General features: G+C 54.8%; 25 protein-coding genes and 1 tRNA gene. 15 read left to right on the forward strand and 11 right to left on the reverse strand.

The genetic code is table 11. From position 1 onward, the window contains the following. The first annotated feature begins 159 nt into the window (after positions 1-159). The 4 genes from recA to ACR0AG_RS20535 all read left to right on the forward strand — a co-directional run bounded on the left by recA (position 160) and on the right by ACR0AG_RS20535 (position 5,405). Complete coding sequence (gene recA / locus ACR0AG_RS20520; RefSeq protein ID WP_480842255.1) at positions 160-1,230, forward strand: recombinase RecA; 1,071 nt, start codon at positions 160-162, stop codon at positions 1,228-1,230. A gap of 259 nt (positions 1,231-1,489) precedes the next feature. Continuing rightward, positions 1,490-4,159 (forward strand): alanine--tRNA ligase, encoded by a 2,670-nt coding sequence (alaS, locus tag ACR0AG_RS20525; RefSeq protein ID WP_480842257.1) that lies wholly within the window; start codon positions 1,490-1,492, stop codon positions 4,157-4,159. A 1-nt stretch (position 4,160) separates the two neighbouring features. Next, entirely contained in the window at positions 4,161-4,448 is a 288-nt protein-coding gene (locus ACR0AG_RS20530; protein WP_480842259.1) for a DUF1330 domain-containing protein, read from the forward strand. A 333-nt stretch (positions 4,449-4,781) separates the two neighbouring features. Continuing rightward, complete coding sequence (locus ACR0AG_RS20535; protein WP_480842261.1) at positions 4,782-5,405, forward strand: transglutaminase-like cysteine peptidase; 624 nt, start codon at positions 4,782-4,784, stop codon at positions 5,403-5,405. A gap of 68 nt (positions 5,406-5,473) precedes the next feature. Here ACR0AG_RS20535 and ACR0AG_RS20540 read toward each other — a convergent pair whose 3' ends face one another. The 3 genes from ACR0AG_RS20540 to ACR0AG_RS20550 form a co-directional block, all read right to left on the reverse strand. Beyond that, positions 5,474-6,355 carry a hypothetical protein gene (locus tag ACR0AG_RS20540; RefSeq protein ID WP_480842263.1) on the reverse strand — a complete coding sequence of 294 codons (882 nt, stop codon included), beginning with the start codon at positions 6,353-6,355 and terminating at the stop codon, positions 5,474-5,476. 264 nt (positions 6,356-6,619) lie between these two features. Then, positions 6,620-8,437, reverse strand: coding sequence for a translational GTPase TypA (gene typA / locus ACR0AG_RS20545; RefSeq protein WP_480842264.1), 1,818 nt, complete (start codon positions 8,435-8,437; stop codon positions 6,620-6,622). A gap of 77 nt (positions 8,438-8,514) precedes the next feature. Next, the gene (locus ACR0AG_RS20550; protein WP_480842265.1) at positions 8,515-8,850 is read right to left on the reverse strand and encodes a DMT family transporter; all 336 of its coding nucleotides are present in this window, start codon (positions 8,848-8,850) and stop codon (positions 8,515-8,517) included. Positions 8,851-9,038: 188 nt separating this feature from the next. Between ACR0AG_RS20550 and ACR0AG_RS20555 the strand changes: the two genes are divergently transcribed. Further along, positions 9,039-9,170: a hypothetical protein gene (locus ACR0AG_RS20555; RefSeq protein ID WP_480842266.1), complete on the forward strand. Its 132-nt coding sequence runs from the start codon at positions 9,039-9,041 to the stop codon at positions 9,168-9,170. A gap of 79 nt (positions 9,171-9,249) precedes the next feature. Here ACR0AG_RS20555 and ACR0AG_RS20560 read toward each other — a convergent pair whose 3' ends face one another. Then, the gene (locus ACR0AG_RS20560; protein WP_480842267.1) at positions 9,250-9,495 is read right to left on the reverse strand and encodes a hypothetical protein; all 246 of its coding nucleotides are present in this window, start codon (positions 9,493-9,495) and stop codon (positions 9,250-9,252) included. Then, positions 9,495-10,148, reverse strand: a complete 654-nt coding sequence (locus tag ACR0AG_RS20565; RefSeq protein WP_480842269.1) for an alpha/beta hydrolase — start codon at positions 10,146-10,148, stop codon at positions 9,495-9,497. The genes ACR0AG_RS20560 and ACR0AG_RS20565 overlap by 1 nt, the downstream gene beginning before the upstream one ends. A gap of 179 nt (positions 10,149-10,327) precedes the next feature. Between ACR0AG_RS20565 and iscR the strand changes: the two genes are divergently transcribed. The 10 genes from iscR to ACR0AG_RS20615 all read left to right on the forward strand — a co-directional run bounded on the left by iscR (position 10,328) and on the right by ACR0AG_RS20615 (position 18,372). Continuing rightward, a complete protein-coding gene (gene iscR, locus ACR0AG_RS20570) occupies positions 10,328-10,786 on the forward strand; it encodes a Fe-S cluster assembly transcriptional regulator IscR (protein WP_480842271.1) in 459 nt (152 codons plus the stop codon). Positions 10,787-10,846: 60 nt separating this feature from the next. Next, positions 10,847-11,890 (forward strand): cysteine desulfurase family protein, encoded by a 1,044-nt coding sequence (locus ACR0AG_RS20575; RefSeq protein WP_480842273.1) that lies wholly within the window; start codon positions 10,847-10,849, stop codon positions 11,888-11,890. A gap of 18 nt (positions 11,891-11,908) precedes the next feature. After that, the gene (gene sufB, locus ACR0AG_RS20580; protein WP_480842275.1) at positions 11,909-13,429 is read left to right on the forward strand and encodes a Fe-S cluster assembly protein SufB; all 1,521 of its coding nucleotides are present in this window, start codon (positions 11,909-11,911) and stop codon (positions 13,427-13,429) included. 2 nt (positions 13,430-13,431) lie between these two features. Continuing rightward, positions 13,432-13,827 carry a hypothetical protein gene (locus ACR0AG_RS20585; RefSeq protein WP_480842277.1) on the forward strand — a complete coding sequence of 132 codons (396 nt, stop codon included), beginning with the start codon at positions 13,432-13,434 and terminating at the stop codon, positions 13,825-13,827. Between the two features lie 68 nt (positions 13,828-13,895). Continuing rightward, positions 13,896-14,651, forward strand: coding sequence for a Fe-S cluster assembly ATPase SufC (gene sufC, locus ACR0AG_RS20590; RefSeq protein WP_480842279.1), 756 nt, complete (start codon positions 13,896-13,898; stop codon positions 14,649-14,651). Continuing rightward, positions 14,651-15,931: a Fe-S cluster assembly protein SufD gene (sufD, locus tag ACR0AG_RS20595; protein WP_480842281.1), complete on the forward strand. Its 1,281-nt coding sequence runs from the start codon at positions 14,651-14,653 to the stop codon at positions 15,929-15,931. Before sufC ends, sufD begins: the two co-directional genes overlap by 1 nt. Then, positions 15,931-16,416, forward strand: coding sequence for a YIP1 family protein (locus ACR0AG_RS20600; RefSeq protein ID WP_480842283.1), 486 nt, complete (start codon positions 15,931-15,933; stop codon positions 16,414-16,416). Before sufD ends, ACR0AG_RS20600 begins: the two co-directional genes overlap by 1 nt. Then, positions 16,413-17,006, forward strand: a complete 594-nt coding sequence (locus ACR0AG_RS20605) for a YIP1 family protein (RefSeq protein ID WP_480842285.1) — start codon at positions 16,413-16,415, stop codon at positions 17,004-17,006. Before ACR0AG_RS20600 ends, ACR0AG_RS20605 begins: the two co-directional genes overlap by 4 nt. Then, positions 16,999-18,219, forward strand: coding sequence for a cysteine desulfurase (locus ACR0AG_RS20610; RefSeq protein WP_480842287.1), 1,221 nt, complete (start codon positions 16,999-17,001; stop codon positions 18,217-18,219). Before ACR0AG_RS20605 ends, ACR0AG_RS20610 begins: the two co-directional genes overlap by 8 nt. A gap of 76 nt (positions 18,220-18,295) precedes the next feature. Continuing rightward, positions 18,296-18,372: transfer RNA gene (locus ACR0AG_RS20615), tRNA-Arg, on the forward strand. Between the two features lie 527 nt (positions 18,373-18,899). Here the strand turns inward: ACR0AG_RS20615 and ACR0AG_RS20620 are convergent. The 6 genes from ACR0AG_RS20620 to ACR0AG_RS20645 all read right to left on the reverse strand — a co-directional run bounded on the left by ACR0AG_RS20620 (position 18,900) and on the right by ACR0AG_RS20645 (position 24,433). After that, a complete protein-coding gene (locus ACR0AG_RS20620) occupies positions 18,900-20,744 on the reverse strand; it encodes a hypothetical protein (RefSeq protein WP_480842289.1) in 1,845 nt (614 codons plus the stop codon). A gap of 152 nt (positions 20,745-20,896) precedes the next feature. Continuing rightward, a complete protein-coding gene (locus tag ACR0AG_RS20625; RefSeq protein WP_480842291.1) occupies positions 20,897-21,637 on the reverse strand; it encodes a hypothetical protein in 741 nt (246 codons plus the stop codon). Next, positions 21,634-22,587 (reverse strand): DapH/DapD/GlmU-related protein, encoded by a 954-nt coding sequence (locus ACR0AG_RS20630; RefSeq protein ID WP_480842292.1) that lies wholly within the window; start codon positions 22,585-22,587, stop codon positions 21,634-21,636. Before ACR0AG_RS20630 ends, ACR0AG_RS20625 begins: the two co-directional genes overlap by 4 nt. Then, on the reverse strand, positions 22,587-22,829 hold the full coding sequence (locus ACR0AG_RS20635) for a phosphopantetheine-binding protein (RefSeq protein WP_480842294.1): 243 nt from the start codon (positions 22,827-22,829) through the stop codon (positions 22,587-22,589). The genes ACR0AG_RS20630 and ACR0AG_RS20635 overlap by 1 nt, the downstream gene beginning before the upstream one ends. Continuing rightward, a complete protein-coding gene (locus ACR0AG_RS20640) occupies positions 22,822-23,763 on the reverse strand; it encodes a ketoacyl-ACP synthase III (RefSeq protein WP_480842296.1) in 942 nt (313 codons plus the stop codon). Before ACR0AG_RS20640 ends, ACR0AG_RS20635 begins: the two co-directional genes overlap by 8 nt. Before the next feature lie 4 nt (positions 23,764-23,767). After that, positions 23,768-24,433: a hypothetical protein gene (locus tag ACR0AG_RS20645; protein WP_480842298.1), complete on the reverse strand. Its 666-nt coding sequence runs from the start codon at positions 24,431-24,433 to the stop codon at positions 23,768-23,770. Positions 24,434-24,628: the final 195 nt, after the last annotated feature.

Genomic DNA, 24,628 nt, shown 5'->3' on the forward strand with positions numbered 1-24,628 from the left:
CTGAGTGTTGTAAACGAGTCTTTAATACAATTGAAGAACAGTTGGTTCTGTAAGTTTTTATTGAAATGTTCTCTTTTTGGTCCCATAAGGAACAAGAGGCGAACAAAGCAGCGATTGCCGCCCGTTCAAGGGTGTGACAAAAGGGAAAGCGACAGGACAATGGCGGATCTTCTGACGATGAGCGACAAGAAAAACGCAGACAAGCAAAAGGCGCTCGACAGCGCGCTGGCACAGATCGAACGGCAGTTCGGCAAGGGCTCGATCATGAAGCTGGGCGAAGATGCCAAACAGGATATCGAGGCCAGCTCGACCGGTTCTCTGGGCCTGGATATTGCGCTAGGTATCGGCGGTTTGCCGATGGGCCGGATTGTCGAGATTTACGGGCCGGAAAGCTCCGGCAAAACCACGCTGACGCTTCATTGTATCGCGGAACAGCAGAAACGCGGAGGGGTTTGTGCCTTTGTCGATGCCGAACACGCGCTGGACCCGCAATATGCTCGCAAACTAGGTGTCGATCTGGATGAGCTGCTGATCTCGCAACCCGATACCGGCGAACAGGCGCTTGAGATCACCGATACGCTGGTACGCTCGGGAGCGGTGAACATGGTTGTGGTCGACTCGGTTGCGGCACTGACGCCGAAATCCGAGCTGGAAGGCGACATGGGCGACAGCAACGTGGGCGTTCAGGCCCGCTTGATGAGCCAGGCGATGCGTAAGCTGACCGGATCAATCAGTCGCTCGAACTGCATGGTGATCTTCATCAACCAAATCAGGATGAAAATCGGCGTGATGTTCGGCAGCCCGGAAACCACAACTGGTGGGAACGCGCTGAAGTTCTACAGCTCGGTCCGTCTGGACATTCGCCGCATTGGCGCGATAAAGGATCGTGACGAAGTTGTTGGCAACCAGACCCGCGTCAAGGTTGTTAAGAACAAGGTGGCGCCGCCGTTCAAGCAGGTGGAATTCGACATCATGTATGGCGAAGGCATCAGCAAGATGGGTGAGTTGTTGGATCTGGGCGTCAAGGCCGGTGTGGTCGAAAAGTCGGGATCATGGTTCAGCTATGGCGACGAACGGATCGGGCAGGGGCGTGAGAACGCCAAGCAATACCTGCGGGACAATGACCGCATAGCCTTTGAGATCGAAGACAAAATCCGCGCGGCCCATGGTCTGGACTTTGACATGCCACCCGGTGCCGCGGCTGAGGATGACGATATATTAGAGGCTTGAACAGTCGCTGATGGGAACAGCAGAAATCCCCCGGCACCCCAAAAGTGCTGAGAATACGTTGAGCAGGGCGGTCCGGTCGGGCCGCCTTGTTTCGTTCCAGGATGGCGCGGCGCGGGGCATTCGCAGTTTCTAAGCATAGTTGGCCATCTGTGAAGATACCGGATTAGTCCTTCAAAGCACGGGTCTATCCTGTGGACACTCCGCAGGGACGGGGATAAACCGAGGTTCGAACAACAGATTGCCCGCCGAGAGAGCCCAGATGCCCACGCTGAACGATATCCGATCGACCTTTCTGAACTATTTTGACAAGCAGGGGCACGAGGTGGTTGCGTCCAGCCCTCTGGTCCCGCGAAATGACCCGACCTTGATGTTCGTCAACTCGGGCATGGTTCAGTTCAAGAACCTGTTTACCGGCGTCGAAACACGCGACTACAAGCGCGCGACCACCGCGCAGAAATGTGTGCGCGCCGGTGGTAAACACAATGACCTGGACAATGTCGGCTATACCGCCCGGCACCATACCTTCTTTGAGATGCTGGGGAATTTCTCGTTCGGTGATTATTTCAAGCCCGAGGCGATCCCGTTTGCCTGGAACCTGATCACAAAGGAATTCGGCATCGACAAGAACCGCCTGCTGGCCACGGTGTATCACACCGATGACGAGGCATTTGATATCTGGAAAAAGGTCGGCGTGCCCGAAGACCGGATCATACGTATCGCCACCAGTGACAATTTCTGGCAGATGGGGCCGACGGGCCCGTGCGGACCTTGCACCGAGATTTTCTATGACCACGGCGACCATATCTGGGGTGGCCCTCCGGGATCGGCCGAAGAAGACGGTGACCGGTTCATCGAAATCTGGAACATCGTTTTCATGCAGAACGAACAGTTCGAAGACGGTTCGATGGTCGAGCTGGATATGCAATCAATCGACACCGGCATGGGGCTGGAACGGATCGGTGCACTGTTGCAGGGCAGCCATGACAATTATGACACCGATCTGTTCAAAACGCTGATCGAGGCGTCGGCGGACGTGACGGGCGTTGACCCTTATGGTGATCAGAACGTGCATCACCGTGTGATTGCCGATCACCTGCGGTCGACCTCTTTCCTGATTGCCGATGGGGTCATGCCGTCGAATGACGGGCGTGGATATGTGCTGCGGCGGATCATGCGACGCGCGATGCGCCATGCACATCTGCTTGGGGCGAAAGACCCGGTGATGCACCGCCTTGTCCCGACCCTCGTGCAATTGATGGGCGCTCATTATTCTGAGCTCGGACAGGCGCAGGCGCTGATCGAAGAAACGCTGCTGCTGGAAGAGACCCGGTTTAAACAGACCCTGGATCGGGGTCTGAAACTGCTGGACGACGAGGTTGCGGGCCTGGCCGAGGATGCCCCTTTGCCGGGTGAGGCTGCCTTCAAACTCTATGACACCTATGGTTTCCCGCTGGACCTGACGCAGGACGCGCTGCGGGAAAAAGGGCGCACGGTCGATACGGATGGGTTTGATGCCGCCATGGCCGAGCAAAAGGCTAAGGCACGCGCGGCCTGGGCCGGTTCGGGTGAATCTGCCGACCTTGCGGTTTGGTTTGATGTGCTGGACAGCGCCGGGGCGACAGACTTCCTGGGTTATGAGACCGAGAAGGCCGAAGGACAGGTTGCCGCGCTGGTGATTGACGGCGCTTTGGTGGATGAGATCAAGCAGGGCGACAGCGGTTGGGTGGTTGTGAACCAGACCCCGTTTTACGGCGAAGCCGGCGGTCAGGTCGGCGACTCGGGCGAGATCCGCCGCCTTGATGACCGCAACGATGTGGCCAAAGTGGAAGACACCAAGAAGTTCGCCGAAGGCAAAATCTATGCCCATCGCGTGAGTGTCGATCATGGGGCGATCACAAAAGGCGACTCGGTCGAGCTTGAGGTGGATCATGCGCGGCGCACTGCGATCCGGGCCAACCACTCGGCCACGCATTTGCTGCACGAGGCGCTGCGCGAAACGCTGGGCGATCACGTCGCGCAGCGTGGGTCACTGAACGCCTCGGACCGGCTGCGGTTTGATTTCAGCCACTCCAAAGCTTTGACCTCGGAAGAAGTCAAAAAGGTCGAGCGCGAGGTGAATGATTTCATCCGTCAGAACTCGACCGTTGAAACGCGTATCATGACGCCGGACGATGCGCGCGAGCTCGGCGCGCAAGCGTTGTTCGGCGAGAAATACGGCGATGAGGTGCGCGTCGTGTCGATGGGCAAGGCCCCGACCGGCAAAGGGCAGGACGGCGAAACCTGGTCGATCGAGCTCTGCGGTGGCACCCATGTGCGCCAGACCGGCGACATTGGCACGTTCGTTGTGCTGGGTGACAGCGCCAGCAGCGCGGGTGTGCGCCGGATTGAGGCCCTGACCGGGGACAGAGCGTTTGAATATCTGTCGGCCCAGGATCACCGCCTGGCCCAGATCGCAACTGAATTGAAGGCGCAGCCCGATGATGTGGTTTCGCGTGTCAAAAGTCTGCTGGACGAACGCAAGGCATTGCAGAACGAAGTCGCGCAATTGCGCCGGGACTTGGCCATGGCAGGCGGTGCCGGGCAGGGAGTTTCCGAGGCCCGCGATGTGAATGGTGTTGCGTTCTTTGCGCAGGCACTGAGCGGGGTTTCCGGCAAGGATTTGCCTGCTTTGATCGATGAACACAAAAGCCGGCTTGGGTCTGGCGCGGTGCTCTTGATCGCGGATACCGGTGGCAAGGCCGCTGTTGCCGCGGGAGTTACTCCGGACCTGACCGACACGCTGTCTGCGGTGGATCTGGTGCGCGCGGCGGTTGCTGAACTGGGCGGTAAGGGCGGCGGAGGCCGGCCCGACATGGCCCAGGGCGGTGGCAAGGATGCTTCGAACGCCGATGCGGCGATCAAGGCGGCAGAACACGTTTTGGGAGGATAAAGTGGCGGCACTCTGGATCGCGCATGTTACGGTTACCGACACGGATGCGTATGGGAAATATGCGGAATTGGCCGGTCCGGCCATCGCCGCGCATGGCGGTACTTTCATCGCGCGCGCTGCACGGTATGTGCAGCTTGAGGGCAAAGAACGGCCCCGAAATGTCGTCGCGCGTTTTCCGTCGGTTGAGGCCGCGGTCGATTGCTATCATTCGCCCGAGTACCAGAAAGCCCTAGATCATGCGCGCGGCGCGAGCGAGCGTGAACTTGTCGTGGTTGAGATCACTGATTGAGAATCACCCAAGGGTCGGGCATCGCCTGATCGCGATAATTCAAAATTGACACGTATATGACCCCGCCGAGCCTTCGCTTGGTGGGGTTTTGTTTATTTTCAATACGTTAAATCTTGTGCCTTGTTGCTCAGGCATTGTGGACAACAACATTGTGACGCGGTTTGCCATTTTGTTGCGCGGAAATGGTCATCAAAAATGACGAAATTCCGCCGTTTTTCCCACTCAGCTTGACGGAGGATTGCTCAGGGTGTCAGGTTTACGGATACTTTCCAAAAGCCGAATAAAATCCTGCGGTACTCTGCTCGAACGGAAAAACAGGATTGAGGGACAGGCATGACAACCGTGGAAGTTGATCGAGACGGCGTCTCAGAGCACGCTGCTGGGTTTTCAGGACGCGCAATTTGCGCCGCCGCAGTGCTGTGTGCATCGCTCTTCACAGGCACTGTCGCATCGGCCACCGGGTCAGCCTTTATTCAAAGTGCGGTCGCCTCGCCACCGCCATCTGGCGCGCGCCAGCTTTGCTATCAGTATGACTGGGCCTGCGCCAAGACAACTTCGGTCCGCATGTCCAGCCATCATGAGCTGCAGTTGGTCAAACAGATCAACCGGCGGGTAAATGCCTCGACGCGCGAAATTACGGATCAGTCTCAATATAAACGGCGCGAACATTGGGCGTTACCGACCTCGCTGGGCGGTGACTGCGAAGATTTCGCGCTCTTGAAGAAACGGGATCTGATCAAGGCCGGGATCGACCCCAGCAAACTACTACTGGCCACCGTATTGGACACGCGGCGCAACGCACATGCGGTGTTGGTCTATCGATCCAGCCAAGGTGACCTCGTCCTGGACAATCTGACCAACCGCATCAAACCCTGGGCCGCGACCCGATATCTGTTCCTGCGGATGCAGGACCCCAATCAGCCGCGCAACTGGGTTGGCGTTTACGGCCGCAGCTGATCACATAGCAAATTGAAGACGAGAAAAGGCGACCCGAGGGCCGCCTTTTTTAGTGGAAAGTCAGAGTATTAAGACTTGTTCTTTTTACTCTTGGCCGCTGCGCGGTGTTCACGTGCCTTTTGCCGATGAGCTTTGGCCTTGTCCCGCTGCCGCTTGGCCTTGCTGGAGTTTTTCTTGGCGTCCTTGCGGGAGGCTTTAGCTTCTTCTCTCAGCTCCTTGGCCTTTTCACGGTAACGAACCAAATCATCTTTCAGATTTTTGGCACTTTCCTTGTCACCGTGCGAACGCAGGAAGTCTATGTCAGCCTTCTTCCGTTTCGCCTTGTCGCGTTGTTCCTTGGCTTGGTCCGCCAGGTCCTTGGCTTTCGACCGATTGTCCTGGGCCTCTTTTCTGTAGCCGTCAGCCTTGTCTCTGTGCTTGTCAGCGCGTCTTTTGTTCTTTTTGGCTTCTTTCTTGTGCTTCTTTACATCATCATCTTTGGTCGGCGGCTTTGGGTTTGCTGGAGGATCTTCCGGCGGATCCTGCGGCGGGTTGCTTGGCGGATCTTGCGGCGGATCGCTTGGTGGGTTGTCCGACGGCGGATTGTTATTCGGACCACCGCTTGTGACTGTTGTCGAAAGCTCGGAAACTTCGCTTTCGTCAGCCGGACCGTCGCCGGAACGCTGAGCGTTGGCGTTGGTGCTGGCTGTCGGGAAATCCGTCAGGACCGAAGCAAAGGCGGGACAATCAATCAGCGTCCTTTCCAGAATGCTCTCGAAATCGGCACGGCGCTGAATGTATTTCAGCATTCGCGAGCTGACCACGTCACATGCGCACAAAGTCTTCGACGAAACCGATTGTTTCGCGGTGCGCACGGTACACATTTCCGAAGCTTGGGCCGGAAGGGATGACAGCACCGGGAAGGCTGCTGTCGCAACTGCAATAGTAAATACACGAGGCAGAAAACGCATCTCGCTACTCCTTGGAACTCGTTAAAAACTCGATGTCGCTTAAGCCACGACGCCATATTATTAACACACATTCATCTTGCTTTGGCCCGAAACACAAGGGGAAAAAGCTTAAGGAAGCATCAAATGTGACTCTACCTATGGGGGAGTAGTGTGATTAATCAGTACCTAAGCCCCCACTGCGCTGAGGCTTAGGTTTTGACGGAATTCTCCTAAGGTAAGCAAAAATGTCACAGAGCTTCGATTGTTGCCGTTCCGTGGACGATATCAGGACGCTTTGGCCATGCGTTTGCGCACATGCGGGTCAAGGTGTCGCTTACGCAAACGGATCGCGTTCGGCGTCACTTCGACCAGTTCGTCGTAATCAATGTACGCGATAGCTTCTTCCAACGAAAACTGTACATGCGGCGTCAGGCGCACAGCGTCGTCCGAACCGCTTGCCCGCACATTTGTCAGTTTCTTGCCTTTGAGGGGGTTCACCTCAAGATCGTTATCGCGCGAGTGTTCGCCGATCACCATGCCCTGATAAACGTCTGTCTGGGGGCCAACAAACATGCGACCACGCTCTTCGAGGTTCCAAAGCGCATAAGCCACGGCCTGACCGTTCTCCATCGATATCAGCACACCGGCGCGGCGACCCGGGATCTGCCCTTTGTGTGGGGCCCAGTCGTGGAAGACGCGGTTCAGAACGCCAGTTCCCCGCGTGTCGGTGAGAAATTCGCCGTGATAGCCGATCAGACCCCGAGAGGGCACATGAGCGATGATGCGTGTCTTGCCGGCGCCTGCGGGGCGCATTTCGACAAGCTCACCTTTGCGCGCGCCTGTGACCTTCTCGATCACCGAACCGGAGTATTCATCATCCACGTCGATGGTGACTTCTTCGATAGGCTCCAGCCGCTGACCGTTCTCTTCGCGGAACAGAACCTGTGGGCGCGAGATGCTGAGTTCGAACCCCTCACGGCGCATGTTCTCGATCAGAACGCCCATCTGCAGCTCGCCACGACCGGCAACCTCAAAGGCTTCGCCGCCCGGAGTGTCTGTAATGCGGATGGCCACATTCGATTCCGCCTCTTTCATCAGGCGATCACGGATCACACGGGATTGCACCTTTTTACCGTCACGACCTGCCAGCGGTGAATCGTTGATACCGAAAGTGACCGTGATGGTGGGCGGATCGATGGGCTGTGCGGGCAGGGCCTCTTCAACCTGCGGGGCCACAAGCGAATCCGCCACGGTGGCTTTGCTCATGCCCGCAATCGTGACGATGTCACCCGCTTCGGCCTGATCAATCGGCTGCTGTGCCAGGCCGCGGAAGGCCAGAATTTTCGACGCGCGGAAGCTTTCAATCACCGTGCCGTCACGGCTTAGCGCCTTGAGGCTGTCGCCTGCTTTCAGCGTACCGCTTTCAACGCGACCAGTCAGAATACGGCCGATGAACGGGTCACTGCCCAAGGTTGTGGCCAGCATGCGGAACGGTTCGTCTTTTTTCTCGACCTGGCTGGGGGCGGGGACGTGATCAACGATCAGATCGAACAGGGCGCTCAGGTCCTTGCGCGGTCCGTCCAGCTCCATATCGGCCCAACCCGAACGGCCCGAGGCATACATGGCCGGGAAATCAAGCTGGTCGTCATCTGCGCCCAAGTTGGCAAACAGGTCAAAGCATTCGTCCAGAGCGCGGTCTGGCTCGGCGTCGGGTTTGTCGACCTTGTTCAGAACCACGATCGGGCGCAAGCCAAGCGCCAGCGCTTTGGAGGTCACGAACTTGGTCTGTGGCATCGGGCCTTCGGCGGCATCCACCAACAGGACAACGCCATCGACCATGCTGAGAATACGCTCAACCTCGCCACCGAAATCGGCGTGGCCCGGGGTGTCAACGATGTTGACCCGGGTGCCATTCCATTCGACCGACGTAGCCTTGGCAAGGATGGTGATGCCGCGTTCGCGCTCCAGATCATTGCTGTCCATGGCGCGCTCAGCCACGGCCTGATTTTCCCGGAATGCACCGGATTGTTTAAGCAGCTCATCCACCAGGGTCGTCTTGCCGTGGTCCACGTGAGCGATAATGGCGATATTGCGCAGGTCCATGAGAGGTCAGCCTTTGAACGGGAAGTTGGCCCGGCGCATATCGCGGCTTGCTCAAAGTTACCAGCCCTAACCCGTGTTCAATGCCCTGCGGTCTTGGAAAAAACATGGATGATGAGAATGCCGGACAGGATCAGCGCCAGACCCAACACTCCGGGCCAATCCAGTTTCTGGCCAAACACGACGAATCCGATCAGCGCGATCAGCACGATCCCAAGCCCGGACCATATCGCGTAAACGATACCAACAGGCATGTGTTTCAAGGTCAGACCCAAAAGATAGAAAGATATGCCATATGCCACGACAACAACAGCCGACGGCAGCAACCGCGTAAATTGCTGGCTCGCCTGCAAGGCGGTGGTTCCGATGGTTTCAGCGGCAACAGCCAGCAAAAGGATCAGATAGATTTTGGGCATTCTCAATGTCCTCAGCGCGCATTGGCGACATGGTTTAAACAAGATCCCGAAGGCTCGGCAGATGAAGTCCTGGCATGCGTGGCAGGGGTAAGGTTGACCAAAGGTCAGGTAATCCCGACTTCGCACGTGTGTAAGTCTGTGATAAGGAAGGGGCAGTTTTTAGTAAACATTGTAACGAGTTTGATAAAATGACGACTTTTGCAAAGTCGATCATCATCGTTTCGGTTTTGATCGCGGCGTTAGGGTGGCTTGCAGACGGGGGGTCCGTCGACATAGATGCAGCCCAAAGTGTTGAACGGTTGATAGAGTTTCCTGTGTAGCGCCGGCCGAGCGACACTAATAAGGAGCACGTGTGCTCCTTATTATTTCTTCTCAGTGGGTTACGGAAGTATTCTGAGGCTATTTCTTTTCGATCGCCTTGAGCTTTGATCGATGATCCGTCAGCTTTTTGACAACGTATTGACGTGCGGTACGTTCGGCCAAACGGACCCGGATTTCAGTCAAAAACGCCTCTTCCAGAGATTGCGAGGCTGCGCCCAGCACTTCGCCGACTTCGACGTAGAATCGATCTTCGCCGGTTTCGTCCATGACTTTCATTGTGTCTTCGGCCAGCTTTGCGGCCAGCGTTCCGATCGTATCCGACATCAGCGCGTATTCTCGGTGAGCCTGCGTTTGACGTAGTCGGTCACATCGGTCATCAGCGTGTCCATGTGCCGATCCTGAAAGAAGTGGTCCGCGCCTTCGACTTCGTTGTGGGTAATGGTGATGCCCTTTTGTTCGTGCAGCTTGTTGACCAAAGCCGCTGTGTCCGAGGGCGGCGCGACACGGTCAGACATTCCGTTGATGATCAGGCCCGACGAAGGGCAGGGCGCAAGGAACGAAAAGTCATACATGTTGGCGGGGGGCGATACGCTGATAAAGCCCGTGATCTCGGGCCGCCGCATCAGCAGTTGCATACCGATCCACGCGCCGAACGAGAACCCGGCAACCCAGCAATGCTTGGAGTTGTTGTTCATGGATTGCAGATAATCCAGCGCTGACGCGGCATCGCTCAGCTCGCCCACGCCCTGGTCATATTCACCCTGGCTGCGGCCCACGCCGCGGAAATTGAACCGCAACACGGTGAAGCCCATATTGTAGAACGCGTAGTGCAGATTATAGACCACCTTGTTGTTCATGGTCCCGCCGAATTGGGGGTGCGGGTGCAGCACGATGGCGATCGGCGCGTCTTTTTCCTTTTGCGGGTGGTAGCGGCCTTCCAGACGGCCTTCGGGTCCGGGAAAAATCACCTCGGGCATGTGTGCTTTGGTCCTGTTTTTTGCCGTATCGGACCCGAGACTATCTTGACGGTAATCATCGGGTACTTTAGAACGGTTCTAATTACATCTATGTTGCGCAAATACGCTGTCAGTGGGAGATACGCACTGGCTGCGGCGGCGTCAATGTTTTCGCGCTGTTCTTGCCGAAGGGGAATGAAATGAAGCTGTCGACGAAAGGCCGTTATGCCATGGTTGCGCTGGCTGACATCGCGCTGCAGCCGTCGGACAAGCTGGTGACCCTGGGTGAAATCTCGGACCGTCAGGATATCTCGTTGCCCTATCTTGAGCAGTTGTTCGTCAAGCTGCGCAGGGCCGAACTGGTATCTTCAGTGCGCGGCCCGGGCGGTGGCTACAGGCTGGCGCGTCCGGTTGAAGATATCCGCGTGGTCGACATTCTGGCCGCTGTGGACGAGACGGTGGACGCGATGCACAAAGGGGCAGGTGCCTCTGGCGGTTCCTCCGGCAGCCGTGCGCAATCCCTGACGAATCGTCTGTGGGAGAGCCTGAGCGCAAATGTGTACGTATTCCTGCATCAGACCCGGTTGTCTGACGTGATCGACAACGGCCTTGCCCCGTGTCCTGCGGTGCCCAACCTGTTTGCCGTCGTGGACGACTAGCCTCGTGACCCGAGCGGTTTTTGAAACTGGGCCCGGATGCCCGTCGAAAAAGATATATCTATGAAGCGTGTTTACTTGGATCATAATGCGACCACCCCGCTTCGCCCCGAAGCGCGCGAAGCCATGATCGCAGCGATGGAGCAGTGCGGGAATCCGTCCTCGGTCCATGCCGAAGGTCGCGCTGCCAAGGCGGTAATCGAACGTGCGCGGGCGCAGGTCGCTGCGGCTTTTGGGGCGGATGGTGCAGATATCGTCTTTACCTCGGGTTCGACGGAAGGCGCAGCGCTGTCACTGGCTGGGCAGGGATTGCACGGCGCTGCAGTCGAGCATGATGCCGTAAGATCCTGGATTATTGAAGATTTACCCGTTTCTAAAGATGGCACCGTGTCGGTGCTCGAGCCGACGCAGGCGACCTTGCAACTGGCCAATTCCGAAACCGGTATTGTCCAGCAGCTACCCGAAGGTCTTGCCGTCACCGATACTACGCAGGCCTTTGGCAAGCTGCCCGTGGCCTTCAACTGGCTTGGTGTGCGGATGGCTCTGGTCTCGGCCCATAAACTGGGCGGGCCAAAAGGGATCGGTGCGGTTGTGATGAAACGCGGCACGGATCTGCCCGCACAAATCAAAGGCGGTGGTCAGGAAATGGGTCGGCGCTCGGGCACGGAAAATGTCATTGGAATAGCGGGGTTCGGGGCCGCAGCTGAAGCTGCGTCCAAAGACTTGGCAAATGGTGTTTGGGAAAAGGTTGCGGAGTTTAGAAATATTCTAGAAAAGGCCCTTGAGGCTGGATCACAAGCGACTATTTTTGTCGGGAAAGGTCAGGATCGGCTGCCGAACACGCTGTGTTTTGCGACACCGGGCTGGAAGGGCGAAACACAGGTCATGCAGATGGACCTGGCAGGATTTGCGATCAGCGCTGGTTCTGCCTGCTCAAGCGGGAAAGTGCGCGCAAGCGCCGTTCTGACCGCGATGGGATACGACGAGGTGACAGCGGCCAGCGCAATACGCGTGTCGCTGGGGCCGGAGACGACGGAAGAAGACGTGCTGCGTTTCGCCGAAACGTGGCTGGAAAAAGAGAAAAAGCATCGCGCGCGCGCCGCGTGATCTGACGGAGGGTAACTTATGGCCGCTTTGGACCAGACCCAGGTGAAAGAGGGTGTCGATCAGGAAACCGTGGATGCGGTGCGCGAGGTCAGCACATATAAATACGGCTGGGAAACCGATATCGAAATGGAATACGCGCCCAAGGGCGTGAACCCCGATATCGTCCGTCTGATCTCGGAAAAGAACGAAGAGCCCGAGTGGATGACCGAATGGCGTCTGGCCGCGTTTGAACGCTGGACTCAGATGGATGAGCCGAACTGGGCGATGGTCAGCTATCCCAAGATCGACTTTCAGGATCAGTATTACTATGCCCGTCCGAAATCGATGGAGGAAAAGCCCAAATCCTTGGACGAGGTCGATCCCAAACTGTTGGCGACTTATGAAAAGCTGGGTATCCCGCTGAAAGAACAGATGATTCTGGCCGGTGTCGAAGGCGCCGAGGACGCGCCGGCGGAAGGCCGCAAGGTGGCTGTCGATGCCGTGTTTGACTCGGTGTCGGTCGGCACGACCTTTCAAGCCGAATTGAAAAAGGCCGGGGTCATTTTCTGTTCAATCTCTGAGGCCATTCGCGAGCATCCCGAACTGGTCAAGAAATACCTCGGGTCTGTTGTGCCGGTTTCCGACAATTTCTATGCGACTCTGAACTCGGCCGTGTTCTCGGACGGGTCTTTCGTTTACGTGCCGCCGGGTGTGCGCTGCCCGATGGAGCTGAGCACCTATTTCCGGATCAATGCGGAGAACACCGGCCAGTTCGAGCGGACACTGATCATCGCCGACAAGGGCTCTTACGTGTCCTATCTGGAAGGCTGCACCGCACCGCAGCGTGATACCGCACAGCTGCACGCCGCGGTGGTCGAGATCATCATCGAAGAAGACGCCGAGGTGAAATACTCAACCGTTCAGAACTGGTTCCCCGGGGATGAGAACGGCAAGGGCGGCATCTATAACTTCGTGACCAAACGCGCCGATTGCCGGGGCGACCGGTCCAAGGTGATGTGGACGCAGGTCGAAACCGGCTCGGCCGTGACCTGGAAATACCCATCCTGCATCCTGCGCGGCGATGACAGCCAGGGTGAGTTCTATTCGATCGCCATCGCCAACAACTATCAGCAGGCTGATACCGGCACCAAGATGGTTCATCTGGGCAAGAACACCAAGTCGCGGATCGTGTCGAAAGGGATCAGTGCCGGCAAGGCGCAAAACACCTATCGCGGGCTTGTGTCGATGCATCCCAAGGCGAAGGACAGCCGCAACTATACCCAGTGCGACAGTTTGCTGATCGGGGATAAATGCGGGGCGCATACGGTCCCGTATATCGAGGTCAAGAACAACTCATCGCGCGTGGAGCATGAGGCGACGACATCCAAGGTGGATGACGATCAACTGTTCTACTGCCGTCAGCGTGGCATGGACGAAGAAGAGGCCGTGGCGCTGGTCGTCAACGGGTTCTGCAAGGACGTCCTGCAAGCGCTGCCGATGGAGTTCGCCATGGAAGCGCAGCAACTGGTAGCGATCTCGCTTGAAGGGTCGGTTGGCTGAACATGCCCAATGAGAATTTTCAGGCGCGTCTGGAAAGAATTGGCGCAAGCAACACATCGGCAACTGAACTAGTAAGGCCTGCGAGTAATATCCGGACGATTAATGCCGGTATGTTTAGCTGGGGATTGGTCGCATCATTTGGCGTCTGCTGGTTGTTCAACAACATCCAACGGATTTCGGATATGGCACCCGAGAGCATTCGAAATAGCGATACACCGGGCCTGTATGGAGCCCCAGTGGCGCTTTTGTCGATAGCATGGTTCGTGGTTATTCCGATTTGGTTTGTTTTGACCGCGCGACACTTAATCTCGGCAAATGGAAAGACCCCTAGCAGTTTCGCACTTGGAGCTTTTGCTGGCATGGCAGTTGGGCTTGGAGCGATCAAACTTCTTGGTTGAAGACTGACCAAGATCGTCAACAAATACCGTCCGCAAAAGAGCGGCGCTTATGAGATAGAGAGAAAAACATGCTGGAAATCAAAAACCTGCACGTGAAACTTGAGGAAGAAGACAAAGAGATCCTCAAAGGTGTGGACCTGACGGTCGAGGCTGGCAAGGTACATGCGATCATGGGGCCGAACGGGTCGGGCAAGTCGACGCTCAGCTATGTGCTTTCTGGCCGCGATGGGTATGAAGTCACCGATGGGTCGGCCACTCTGGCCGGAGAAGACCTGTTGGAGATGGAGCCGGAAGAGCGCGCGGCAGCGGGTGTATTCCTGGCGTTCCAATACCCGGTCGAGATCCCAGGTGTGGGTAACATGACGTTCCTGCGCACCGCGGTAAATGCGCAGCGCAAGGCGCGTGGAGAAGAGGAATTGTCGGCGGCGGACTTCCTGAAGCTGGTGCGCGAGAAAGCCAAGGCGCTGAAGATCGATGCCGATATGCTGAAACGGCCGGTGAATGTCGGCTTTTCGGGCGGTGAGAAAAAGCGCAACGAAATCCTTCAGATGGCCATGCTGGAACCTAAAATGTGCATTCTGGACGAGACCGACTCGGGCCTCGACGTGGACGCGATGAAACTGGTGTCGGAAGGCGTGAATGCTTTGCGCGATGAAGGGCGTGGGTTCCTGGTGATCACGCATTATCAGCGTCTTCTGGACCACATCAAACCGGATGTCGTTCACATCATGGCTGACGGTCGGATCGTGAAATCCGGTGGCCCCGAACTGGCACTGGAAGTTGAAAACAACGGTTATGCAGATATTCTGGCCGAGGTGAACTGATGGCCCTGCCGCAAGCAAAACAGACCGCCACCGAAGAGCGTCTGGCCGCTCTGACCATACCTGACGCCGGGTGCACGCGCAAAGCGCGCGAAGCGGCATTGGAGCGGGTTCGGGCCATGGGCCTGCCGGGCCGTCGGGACGAATACTGGAAATACACGCGCCCGGACACTCTGGTGTCTGCCGAGGCACCTTCGGCAGCCGTTTTTTCAAACGACGAAAGCCCGATGTTCGATGAATTTGATCGCCTCAAGATCGTGTTTGTCGATGGCGTGTTCAATCCCGATCTATCTGACGACCTGACCCTGGAAGGCGTGACCATCGACCGGCTTGAGGATGTGTGCTGCAAGGACATCCATTGGGCCAAGGACCTGTATGGCACGCTAGAAGCGAACGGGCAGGTGCCGGTTCAACGGCCATTGGCGGCCCTGAACACGGCCTTTGCCTCGGATGGCGTGGTCATTCACGTAACCGGCAAGCCGTCCAAGCCGATCAGCTTGATCTACCGTCATGAATCGGAAACCTCGGACGCAATCCTGCACCATGTCATTCGCGTGGAGACCGGGGCCGAGGCGACAATCCTCGAAAATGGGCCTGCAGCGTCGCGGTTCAACAAGTGTATGGAGATCGATATCGCAGATGGCGGAACGCTCCACCATGTGCGCGCGCAAGGGCGGGATCACGAACGTCGCGCGGCGACTCATATGTTCACCCGTTTGGGGGCAGAGTCCGTTTACAAATCGTTCACACTGACGGTGAATGGTGTTCTGACCCGAAATGAACAGGTGATTGAACTGACCGGTGACGATGCCGTGGCGCATGTGGCCGGGGCCTGTGTCGGCGATGGCGAGTTTCACCATGATGACACGGTCTTTGTTACCCATGACGCGGTGAATTGCGAAAGCCGCCAGGTTTTCAAGAAAGTGCTGCGCAACGGCGCCACCGGCGTGTTTCAGGGCAAGATTCTGGTCAAGGAAGGCGCTCAGAAAACAGATGGCTATCAGATCAGCCAGTCGCTGTTGCTGGATGACGATAGCCAGTTTCTGGCCAAGCCCGAGCTTGAGATCTATGCCGATGACGTTGCCTGTTCGCACGGGTCGACCTCGGGCGCAATCGACGAGACCGCCTTGTTCTACCTCCGCTCGCGCGGCGTGCCGGTGCAGGATGCAACCGATATGCTGACCCTGGCGTTTTTGGCCGAAGCGGTAGAAGAGATCGAAGATGAGGGGCTTGCCGAGGCCATCGTGACGCGGTTGCAAGGCTGGTTGGCCCGCCGCCGCTGATGCCGCTGACGTCTGACATAGTGGCAACCTATCTGGGGCCGGGGCGTGTTGTGCGCCGGCTTCTGGATATGGGGCAACGCGAAGATCGGGCTTTGGCTTTTGTGATGGCCTTCTGTGTGATCGCCTTTGTCGCACAGCTGCCCGGTTTGGCGCGCAAAGCGCATCTTGAGGGGTTGGATCTGAGCGCTCAGATGGGTGGCGCACTTTTGGGAACCGTGATCATTCTGCCCTTGGTCTTCTATCTGATCGCCTGGATCTCGCATCTGATTGCACGCTTGTTCGGCGGCTCCGGCACCTCATTTGGTGCACGGCTGGCGCTGTTCTGGGCGCTTTTGGCCACTGCACCCTTGATCCTGCTGAACGGCTTGGTGGCCGGATTCATTGGCCCCAGCCCAGCCCTTTCCATCGTGGGCTTTTTGTGGTTTGCGGTGTTCGTGTGGTTTTGGATATCCGGACTGATCCGGGCGGAGGGCCGCAAGGCATGACACCGATTTCTCTGCGCACGCTTGTTACCACGACAGTCACTAACCCCGCCGAAGCCGCCCGGTGGCTGTTGGGTCTCAACCTGGCGCGCGAAACGCTTTGGATCGCTATGGCATTGGCCGTCGTTTTGAATGCGATCTTGCATCTTTTGTCAAATTTCCTGTTTCCCTTGCCGGACCCCGAACTTCAGGCCATAGCCGGTTCGTTGGTATTTTATGTGATTGCTGTGGTCGGCAGCCTGCTGCTGAGCATTGGCGCGTTCTACCTGGTCGGCAAGAAACTTGGCGGGGTCGGGACGTTCAACGACATCATGACCTTGATGGTCTGGCTGCAATACTTGCGGGTCATCGTGCAGGCCGCAGGTTTGGTCGTGACCATGCTTGTCCCAGGTCTTTTGCCGTTGTTGGCCATTCCGATGTTCCTGCTTGGGCTCTTCATCACTGTCCACTTCATCGATCAGGCCCATCGTTTCGGATCGCCTTTGAAGGCGCTGGGGGTTCTGATCTTGTCCGCGATTGCCATCGCCGTCGCATTCACTGTTCTATTGTCCCTTGTCGGGGGACCAATGATGGGTGTGCCTGCACATGTATGACGTTCAAAAAGTCCGATCTGACTTTCCCATTCTCTCACGAGAAGTGAATGGCAAGCCGCTGACATATCTGGATAATGGGGCCTCTGCGCAAAAGCCTCAGGTCGTGATTGATGCGGTGACCAATGCCTATGCGCATGAATATTCGAACGTCCATCGGGGGCTTCATTATCTGTCCAACCTCGCGACCGAGAAATACGAGTCCGTGCGCGGCACCGTCGCCCGTTTTCTGGGTGTTACAAATGAGGATGAGATCGTCCTGAACTCGGGCACGACCGAGGGGATCAATCTTGTCGCCTATGGCTGGGCCATGCCGCGCCTGGATGCCGGGGATGAGATCGTTCTGAGCGTGATGGAGCATCATGCCAATATCGTGCCCTGGCACTTTCTGCGCGAGCGACAGGGTGTAGTGCTGAAATGGGTGGATGTCGGTGCCACCGGCCATTTGGATCCGCAGGCTGTCATCGACGCGATTGGTCCGAAAACCAAGCTGGTTGCAGTGACCCATTGCTCAAATGTTCTGGGCACGGTTGTGGACGTAAAGGCGATTACACAGGGCGCCCATGCCAAAGGTGTGCCGGTTCTGGTCGATGGCAGTCAGGGTGCCGTGCATATGCCGGTCGATGTGCCGGATATCGGCTGCGATTTTTACGCCATCACCGGGCACAAGCTTTACGGTCCATCCGGTTCGGGTGCGATCTACATCAAATCCGAACGCATGGCCGAGATGCGCCCCTTCATCGGCGGCGGTGACATGATCAAGGAAGTGTCCAAGGATCAGGTGATTTACAACGATCCGCCGATGAAGTTCGAGGCCGGAACACCGGGCATTGTTCAGACCATCGGATTGGGTGTTGCGCTGGACTACATGATGGATCTTGGAATGGACGCCATCGCCGCGCATGAAGCTGATCTGCGAAACTATGCCATGCAGCGCCTGACCGGACTGAACTGGCTGCAGGTGCAAGGCACCGTGCCCGACAAGGCCGCGATTTTCAGCTTTACGCTGGACGGGGCAGGGCACGCGCATGACGTCTCGACCATCCTCGACAAAAAGGGCGTTGCCGTGCGCGCCGGACATCACTGTGCCGGGCCTTTGATGGATCATCTAGGCGTAACGGCGACCTGCCGCGCCAGCTTTGGCCTCTATAATACGGTGGATGAGGTCGATACGCTGATCGATGCCCTGGAACTGGCTCACGACCTCTTCGCCTGACCCAACGCAAATTCGCCACGCGGTGCGCGCATTTGCAGTTGCACACGGATCAGATCAAAGGTAGCTAACAGCCAAGGCACCTGTAGCTCAGCTGGATAGAGCGCTGCCCTCCGAAGGCAGAGGCCAGAGGTTCGAATCCTCTCAGGTGCGCCAATTCTTTCCATTAAGTGTAGAAATACAGAAGATTTGATTGCCCTTAAGGTCGGCTAGGAGACACATTAGCTGGCACCTGGCAGCAAGTTTGTTCAAAACCGGCCCAATAATATGAATGTGAAGCATTTAGAATGGCGTAGAGAAATAACCTGCTATCGCCGACAAATTGCGTCTGCCCTAAAGACCAGAGAGGCGGGCATTGCGATGCAGCGAAAGATTTGCTGCGGGCCGGTATAGATTTTCCAATAGTCTTTGGCAAAAAATTAAAATGTAGAAACAGTGACATTCTTCGCAATCGAATCTGCGCCTCATTCTTCCCCCAAACGGCAAAATCATATTTTCTGTAATTAATTGAATCGCAAAAAAATCAGTTGATGCAGTGAAAGCAGTTTAAGCGGAGATCGAACAAATTGCCGCAATAACTCCTATTTTTCTTAATCCATATTCGGCGGCTCGGAGGTAAAAAAGGTCTTTGATCAGTTTTGAAGCCCGTCACTGGAACTATCGCTATCCTTGCGAAATTTGCTTTACTTGCTGACGGTTCTAATCAACCCCAGTAGTTCTCCGATTGGGTCGACTGAATCCACATGTTGCTTGGCGTACTCTACCGCTCTTTGAGAACTGTTTTCGAATTGTGCCCAAGCGTCGAGAATGTACTGTGCAATTTCTTCCGGAGTATCAAAGCTGCTAATTCCAGGAAACACTGATGCTGGGCCGCCGAAAGGATGCATCATTGGCCAGGCTCTTAAGGCAGGAACCGCGCCGGTCAGCATGCCTTCGACAAGGCTTTCATGGCTGCCTTCCCGTTTGCTGGCAGATAAAACAAAACCAACTGAGCGATACCAACTGGCAATGTCGTTGGTATATCCCTCTATCAATACGTTGTCGCCAAACTCGGCCACGCGTTCAGTAAAACGATGTCGATATTCGTCTTCCTTGTCCGTTAGCAGATTGGGCCAGGGATTCCCAACGAAACGTAGGCGCCAACGGGGGTCAGCAGCTTTCAATTTTTGAAGGATATCCAGAGCAAAAATGGGATCTTTATTTGACGAAGCATACTGTGTCATTCCAACTGTCATTTGCGCTTGGGTATCCCGTTTTGCGAATGACAAATTTGGAAGGTCGCGCGCGTTGGGAACGACTGACATAGTGCAGTTGGCAAGGTTCTCGTGACCGACGAGCGAAGTGAAAATTTCGCGTATGTGTGATGCAATGAACACCAACCCGTCGAACCTGCACAAGTTTGCTAATAAGGGAAAATTCGAAAAGGCTTCGTAGCTGTGAAGGCGTGCAATGAGTGTTTTGCCTTCAGGTAAATAGCGGCTCAACCAGACTGCATTGTCGGTAAACCACTCGCAAAAAACAACATCCGACCATTCGATCAGATCGCTCGCCACCTGGTTTGTTTTTGCCAACTCATTCAGAACCTCTTCAGGTTTGGGTTTTGCGATCAAATTCCGAGTTTGTCGATTTATTTCAAGAGAAGAATCCGATTGCGCAAAGGCAGATCTTATGATTTCAAAATCCAAATAGCGGACTACGTATTCGCTATCTTCGAGTTCTTCGGCAATCGGAGAAAAGAAATTCCAGTTATCGGACACAATAAGAAGATTTTTTTTAGCGCGCCGACCGTTTTTTCGCTTGGATGCGACCTGTCTTGAAGCGACTGCTGTCTGCAGTTGTGGGGGAAATGAGGCGACGGCTGGCTTGCCGGTTTTTACAATTTTGGTAAATTCGCCAAATGTTTCTGGATCCTGAAGTGGATGAACGCGTTCGACCGACGTTCCAAATTTCATTGATAACGTCAGCATTCCTCTAAGCGCCGCGTCTCGCATATCGTCGTCATGTGAAACCCCAAACTGATCTAAAAGCGCCCAAAGTTGATGGAATAAATCGACTTCGTCTATCTCTTTGACCAGAAGTCCGATTAGCCGAGTGGAAAGGACAGAGTCACTATTTATGTTTGGCAATTGATTGAGAGTTTCTATCGCTTTCGTTGGGTTCCCTAACAAGGCGTACACCACTGCTAACGCTTCGGTTTTCGAAGCGGAAGTCAGGCGAAGTTTTTGTAGCGTGACCAATAGTTCCGGCAGGCCTGTGATGTGAAATTCTTCTACTTGCCCGTCTCGCGCCAATTTCGCTGAGCGGTTTTGCACTCTCAAGAGAAGGTTTATTCCTTCTCGAGACGTGGGATCTCGTTTGATCGATTCGATTGCAGCATTTGAAGCTGCAGAAAAGTCATTTGCTTTCAGTGCCGCTCTAGCTTGCTTTCGAAGCGTTGCAGCCTCTTGGCGATCCTTTTTGGACAAGCGACGCAAGATGGTTTCATGCAAGTTTGCGTTCAGCTTTAGCCAAGCCATTTGGTTATCCATAAATTCTAAGTGCAAGTCTGATCACTAGGTATCCAGATCGAAGTACTTGCGCAACTTGGTTTTTGGAACGTCAATCGCGCACCACAACTGAGACTACCAATGGCACTCTACCTAGATCAGTTTTGGCTTTTGAGATCCTTGCTATGCATGATTTATCGCAGGATTCTGAACTCGTTTCGGAAACGGTCCATATAGTCTTTCGATCGACTTTCGGCGAAATTGTTTAACAGATCGACCGCGGTTTCGCCTTTGACATCAACCCACCAAATCGGATGGGTCAGGAGCTGAAAAGACTTGCCTTGTTTGACTGCAGAATGTTCAAGTGGATGACCATGGTACCACCCACCTCTGGAGTCGCTCACAAATCCGATATCTCTGAACAGGCTAGGTTCGTAAAGATTGACAAAACCTGGTAGTTTTATGTGCTCGTAAGCAATGTTTCGCATCAATGTAGTCGGGCGATGGAAGCTCACAAGATAGATTGGGACTTCAACCAATTCACTCAACATGCGCGCTTCGTTGACAACGTGGCCATGGATTTCATCCGGGCGACAGTTGTAGACCGATAAATCGATATGCAGGCCAATATCGTGCCCTAGGTCGATAATTTCACGCAGCTTTTGTGTATGGTTGCCAGAAAACGGATTATAAAAATTTGACCTTAAAAGAACGAAATAGGCTGAACTCACACCTATCTCATGCTCAATCAGCGCAAGCTGGTGGGCGCAATCGATCGATATATCCACGTCGTGACGCAGCAGTACATGCTTCTTGCTAGCGTCAAAGTCCAGGAACTTCGGAAACTGATAACCTTCGGCGGCTATGTCGGAGATCAGGTTTTTGTAGTCACCTGGTAAAGGAAGCAGCGCATCTTGATTGGACGAGTTAGTCACTGGTTTTTCCTGTTATAGCGTGTTGGGTCGCTTTGTCTCAATTCACGTGCCGGATTACCAACAACGAATTTTCCAGCGTCGATGTTTTTGCTAACCACGGACCCAAGACCTATGATTGCTTCGTCTCCGATCTTTGTTTTGTTTAGGATAGTCGCGCCTGGGCCGACCCACACATCATTTCCCATATCCACACTGCCTGCCAGAGTCGCATTTGCAGAGACAAAACAATCATCACCAATGCAACAATTGTGTCCTACGCTTACTCTGTGTCCGATGGTGCACCTGTCACCAATAACTGTATCCTGTAGGGATCCACGCACAACAACACTGTTGGCACCAATTCTTGTCTCCGCACCGATGACGACACTTCCGAAGTGATAGAGCCCGATATGACGCCCATTTTCGTCTTTTTCACTGGCCTGCCCACTGACGCCGAGCGTGGTATTCGGGCCAATGCGTACACCGCTCTTCAACGTTACGCGGTCATCGACGAACGCACCCGCACTGATAACGCAATTATCCCCGATTTGAGCATTTGCGCCAATAGTGACGAAAGGCGCTATTGAAACGTTGTTGCCGATATATGCAGTTGCGTCCACAGCCGCGAGAGGAGAGACTTCTTCGGGAGCTGAAACATGCCCACTCATAATGATGTCGACTAACCGGATAAATGCAAATCGCGGATGCGGATCGACAAGAAAACCAATGTCGCGTCTCAGGACTTTTTGGCGGGCGTCCGGAGAAATGCACACGACACACCCCGATGACACACCACCCAACGCTTCTTCCGCGTTTTCAGGTGACCCCGAGTAAAAAGTTAAGCTTCCTTCTGCAGTGTCGCCGAGCGGAGCCACCGAAGACAGTGGGAAATCAACAGGCGAATCCAGATCGACTTTCCCCTGATGTGCCAACTTTGATGAAAACCAAGAATGCGGCAAGTCGTATGGCATCAATCCAACTTTGCAGAAATAAAGCTGACAAACTGATTTAGCGTAGCTAAATTCTCAAGTTCCTCATCCGAGATTGAAATCGTGAATGCCTCTTCGATTCCTAGAACAAAGCTACTTTGATCTAAGCTGTCATAACCGACATCGCCAAGGTTTTCATCCGATTTGTCCGCCGTCATCTCCACCGAAGGTGCCACATCATCCAAGATGGACAGGAGATTATTGCGAATTTCGTTTTCAGTCATCGGATTTCCACTCCATTATTGCCGACGCATAAGATAAACCCACGCCGAAACCTGACATCAGAAACCTGTTAGCTGCCACGTCTTTTTGGATCAAACTCTCAAACAGAATAGGAATACTTGACGACACAGTGTTTCCGGTTTCAGCCAAAGTCGTCACTATCTTGTCTTCTGGCAAGTTCAAGCGCTTTTTGAGTGTATCGAGAATGTACTTACTGCCCTGGTGGAACAGAAAATAGTCGATATCTTCGAACGTCATACCGCTCTGTTTTATAAGGTCGCGGACCTGATCCGGCACCGTTGTGGCGGAAAAGTTGAATACAGCACGACCGTTCATCTCAAGTTGACCGTCATCTCGAACCCGAAGAGCCGACCCGGCGGCACCATCCGTTCCAAAGAGGGCCTTTCGAATGACCAACCGCTTATGGCCATTTGAGAATAGTGTCGCTGTTGCGGCGTCTCCAAAAAGCAATCGCGTGTTTTTGTCATTGGCTGACACAACTTTAGAGTAGGGATCGCTGGTGACCAGAACCACATTTTGCAACCCATGCGCCTCGGCGAACGCTGATATCACGCTCGCGCTGTAAACAAAACCCGAACATCCCAACGATATATCGAATGCAGCGCATTGCTTTTCCAAACCCAGCTTGCCGTGAACGATCGCGGAAGTGTGCGGCAAACCGTAACTGTCAGGGTTTTGAGTGCAAACGACCAGACCATCGATATCGCTCTTTTCAAGCCGAGAGTTGCCGATGAGGCTCTCGACCGCTTTGACGGCTAAATCAGAGGTATCTTCGGTTTCAGCCTTAACGGGAAGCGAGCGTGTGCCGATCTTGCTGTCAAGAAAATCCTCAGTAATCCCAAACTCTTCACATTTGTCGACGTTGCTGAGTCTTTGCTTGGGCACGTAACTTGATATTGCTTCTATTCCGAACACATCACTAACCTTTCAATGGCACCGCATTGAACATTACGCTGCCCACAGGTTTTCCATCACATGACACCGCCGAATGCGTAGCTTTATCGTTGGCGTTGCGCTCGATTTTTACAGTCATTGTCTGAAATCGCGATCCGGAAAATCCGATGGGGAACTGCAGGCGAGTTGCTAGCCATTTGACTTGGTTGCTGACTATCGAGGTGTGCAAAAGTTTGGTTAGCGCTACGGCTGTCTCAATCGGAGTCAGTTTCGCATTGCGCTGAGCAAGAACAATGCTCTTGCCGCAGATAGTGGCCTCGCCCTTCAGTTCGCCCTCAAAATCTTGCTTTCGTTGTCGGGCTTCACGTTCGTCCCTGACCATATAGCCGATATACCGACCCTCGCTGCTCTTAAGGACGATTTCCCCAAACACATCTGCACCCAAATTTACTGGGTTTGTTTCGATGTTACCCGTCTCGGGAAGAAGCAGCCTCATGCGTGTTGAGAGAAGCGACCGGAATACAAAGGAAGCGTCCAAGTCCCTTGGAAGCCCTGAAGAACTGATAATTTCTGCTGCACACGCATCGAAAATGTCCGCGCTCTGAATATAGCCACGGTTTCCCTTGAACGGGAGGTCGAGTTCGCACTCCAAAGTTCTCACAATCATCCTTGGTCCATAGTTCGCGCTCACTAATGGCTCTTATGTCGAGGCGGTTCAAGAAGAAACTGATTTAGCTAACAGAGCAGTTCTTTGCTCAACGGAGGGTAGGGAAACAGTTAGTTCGCATGGGCAAGTGAGCCTCCCCAACTGAACTGGTCCACCGTTATGTTTAGGAAACGGAGGACCACGAATGGCAAACAAGAGACCGAAGCCCGAAGAGATTGT

It is taken from the genome of Ruegeria sp. H6, from assembly GCF_056532975.1.

What these genes read in the sequence shown, in the direction of transcription:
- recA (WP_480842255.1), top strand. Translation starts at nt 160, where the DNA reads ATGGCGGATCTTCTGACGATGAGCGACAAGAAAAACGCAGACAAGCAA.
- alaS (WP_480842257.1), top strand. Translation starts at nt 1,490, where the DNA reads ATGCCCACGCTGAACGATATCCGATCGACCTTTCTGAACTATTTTGAC.
- ACR0AG_RS20535 (WP_480842261.1), top strand. Translation starts at nt 4,782, where the DNA reads ATGACAACCGTGGAAGTTGATCGAGACGGCGTCTCAGAGCACGCTGCT.
- ACR0AG_RS20540 (WP_480842263.1), bottom strand. Translation starts at nt 6,355, where the DNA reads ATGCGTTTTCTGCCTCGTGTATTTACTATTGCAGTTGCGACAGCAGCC.
- typA (WP_480842264.1), bottom strand. Translation starts at nt 8,437, where the DNA reads ATGGACCTGCGCAATATCGCCATTATCGCTCACGTGGACCACGGCAAG.
- ACR0AG_RS20550 (WP_480842265.1), bottom strand. Translation starts at nt 8,850, where the DNA reads ATGCCCAAAATCTATCTGATCCTTTTGCTGGCTGTTGCCGCTGAAACC.
- ACR0AG_RS20555 (WP_480842266.1), top strand. Translation starts at nt 9,039, where the DNA reads ATGACGACTTTTGCAAAGTCGATCATCATCGTTTCGGTTTTGATCGCG.
- ACR0AG_RS20560 (WP_480842267.1), bottom strand. Translation starts at nt 9,495, where the DNA reads ATGTCGGATACGATCGGAACGCTGGCCGCAAAGCTGGCCGAAGACACA.
- ACR0AG_RS20565 (WP_480842269.1), bottom strand. Translation starts at nt 10,148, where the DNA reads ATGCCCGAGGTGATTTTTCCCGGACCCGAAGGCCGTCTGGAAGGCCGC.
- iscR (WP_480842271.1), top strand. Translation starts at nt 10,328, where the DNA reads ATGAAGCTGTCGACGAAAGGCCGTTATGCCATGGTTGCGCTGGCTGAC.
- ACR0AG_RS20575 (WP_480842273.1), top strand. Translation starts at nt 10,847, where the DNA reads ATGAAGCGTGTTTACTTGGATCATAATGCGACCACCCCGCTTCGCCCC.
- sufB (WP_480842275.1), top strand. Translation starts at nt 11,909, where the DNA reads ATGGCCGCTTTGGACCAGACCCAGGTGAAAGAGGGTGTCGATCAGGAA.
- ACR0AG_RS20585 (WP_480842277.1), top strand. Translation starts at nt 13,432, where the DNA reads ATGCCCAATGAGAATTTTCAGGCGCGTCTGGAAAGAATTGGCGCAAGC.
- sufC (WP_480842279.1), top strand. Translation starts at nt 13,896, where the DNA reads ATGCTGGAAATCAAAAACCTGCACGTGAAACTTGAGGAAGAAGACAAA.
- sufD (WP_480842281.1), top strand. Translation starts at nt 14,651, where the DNA reads ATGGCCCTGCCGCAAGCAAAACAGACCGCCACCGAAGAGCGTCTGGCC.
- ACR0AG_RS20600 (WP_480842283.1), top strand. Translation starts at nt 15,931, where the DNA reads ATGCCGCTGACGTCTGACATAGTGGCAACCTATCTGGGGCCGGGGCGT.
- ACR0AG_RS20605 (WP_480842285.1), top strand. Translation starts at nt 16,413, where the DNA reads ATGACACCGATTTCTCTGCGCACGCTTGTTACCACGACAGTCACTAAC.
- ACR0AG_RS20610 (WP_480842287.1), top strand. Translation starts at nt 16,999, where the DNA reads ATGTATGACGTTCAAAAAGTCCGATCTGACTTTCCCATTCTCTCACGA.
- ACR0AG_RS20620 (WP_480842289.1), bottom strand. Translation starts at nt 20,744, where the DNA reads ATGGATAACCAAATGGCTTGGCTAAAGCTGAACGCAAACTTGCATGAA.
- ACR0AG_RS20630 (WP_480842292.1), bottom strand. Translation starts at nt 22,587, where the DNA reads ATGCCATACGACTTGCCGCATTCTTGGTTTTCATCAAAGTTGGCACAT.
- ACR0AG_RS20635 (WP_480842294.1), bottom strand. Translation starts at nt 22,829, where the DNA reads ATGACTGAAAACGAAATTCGCAATAATCTCCTGTCCATCTTGGATGAT.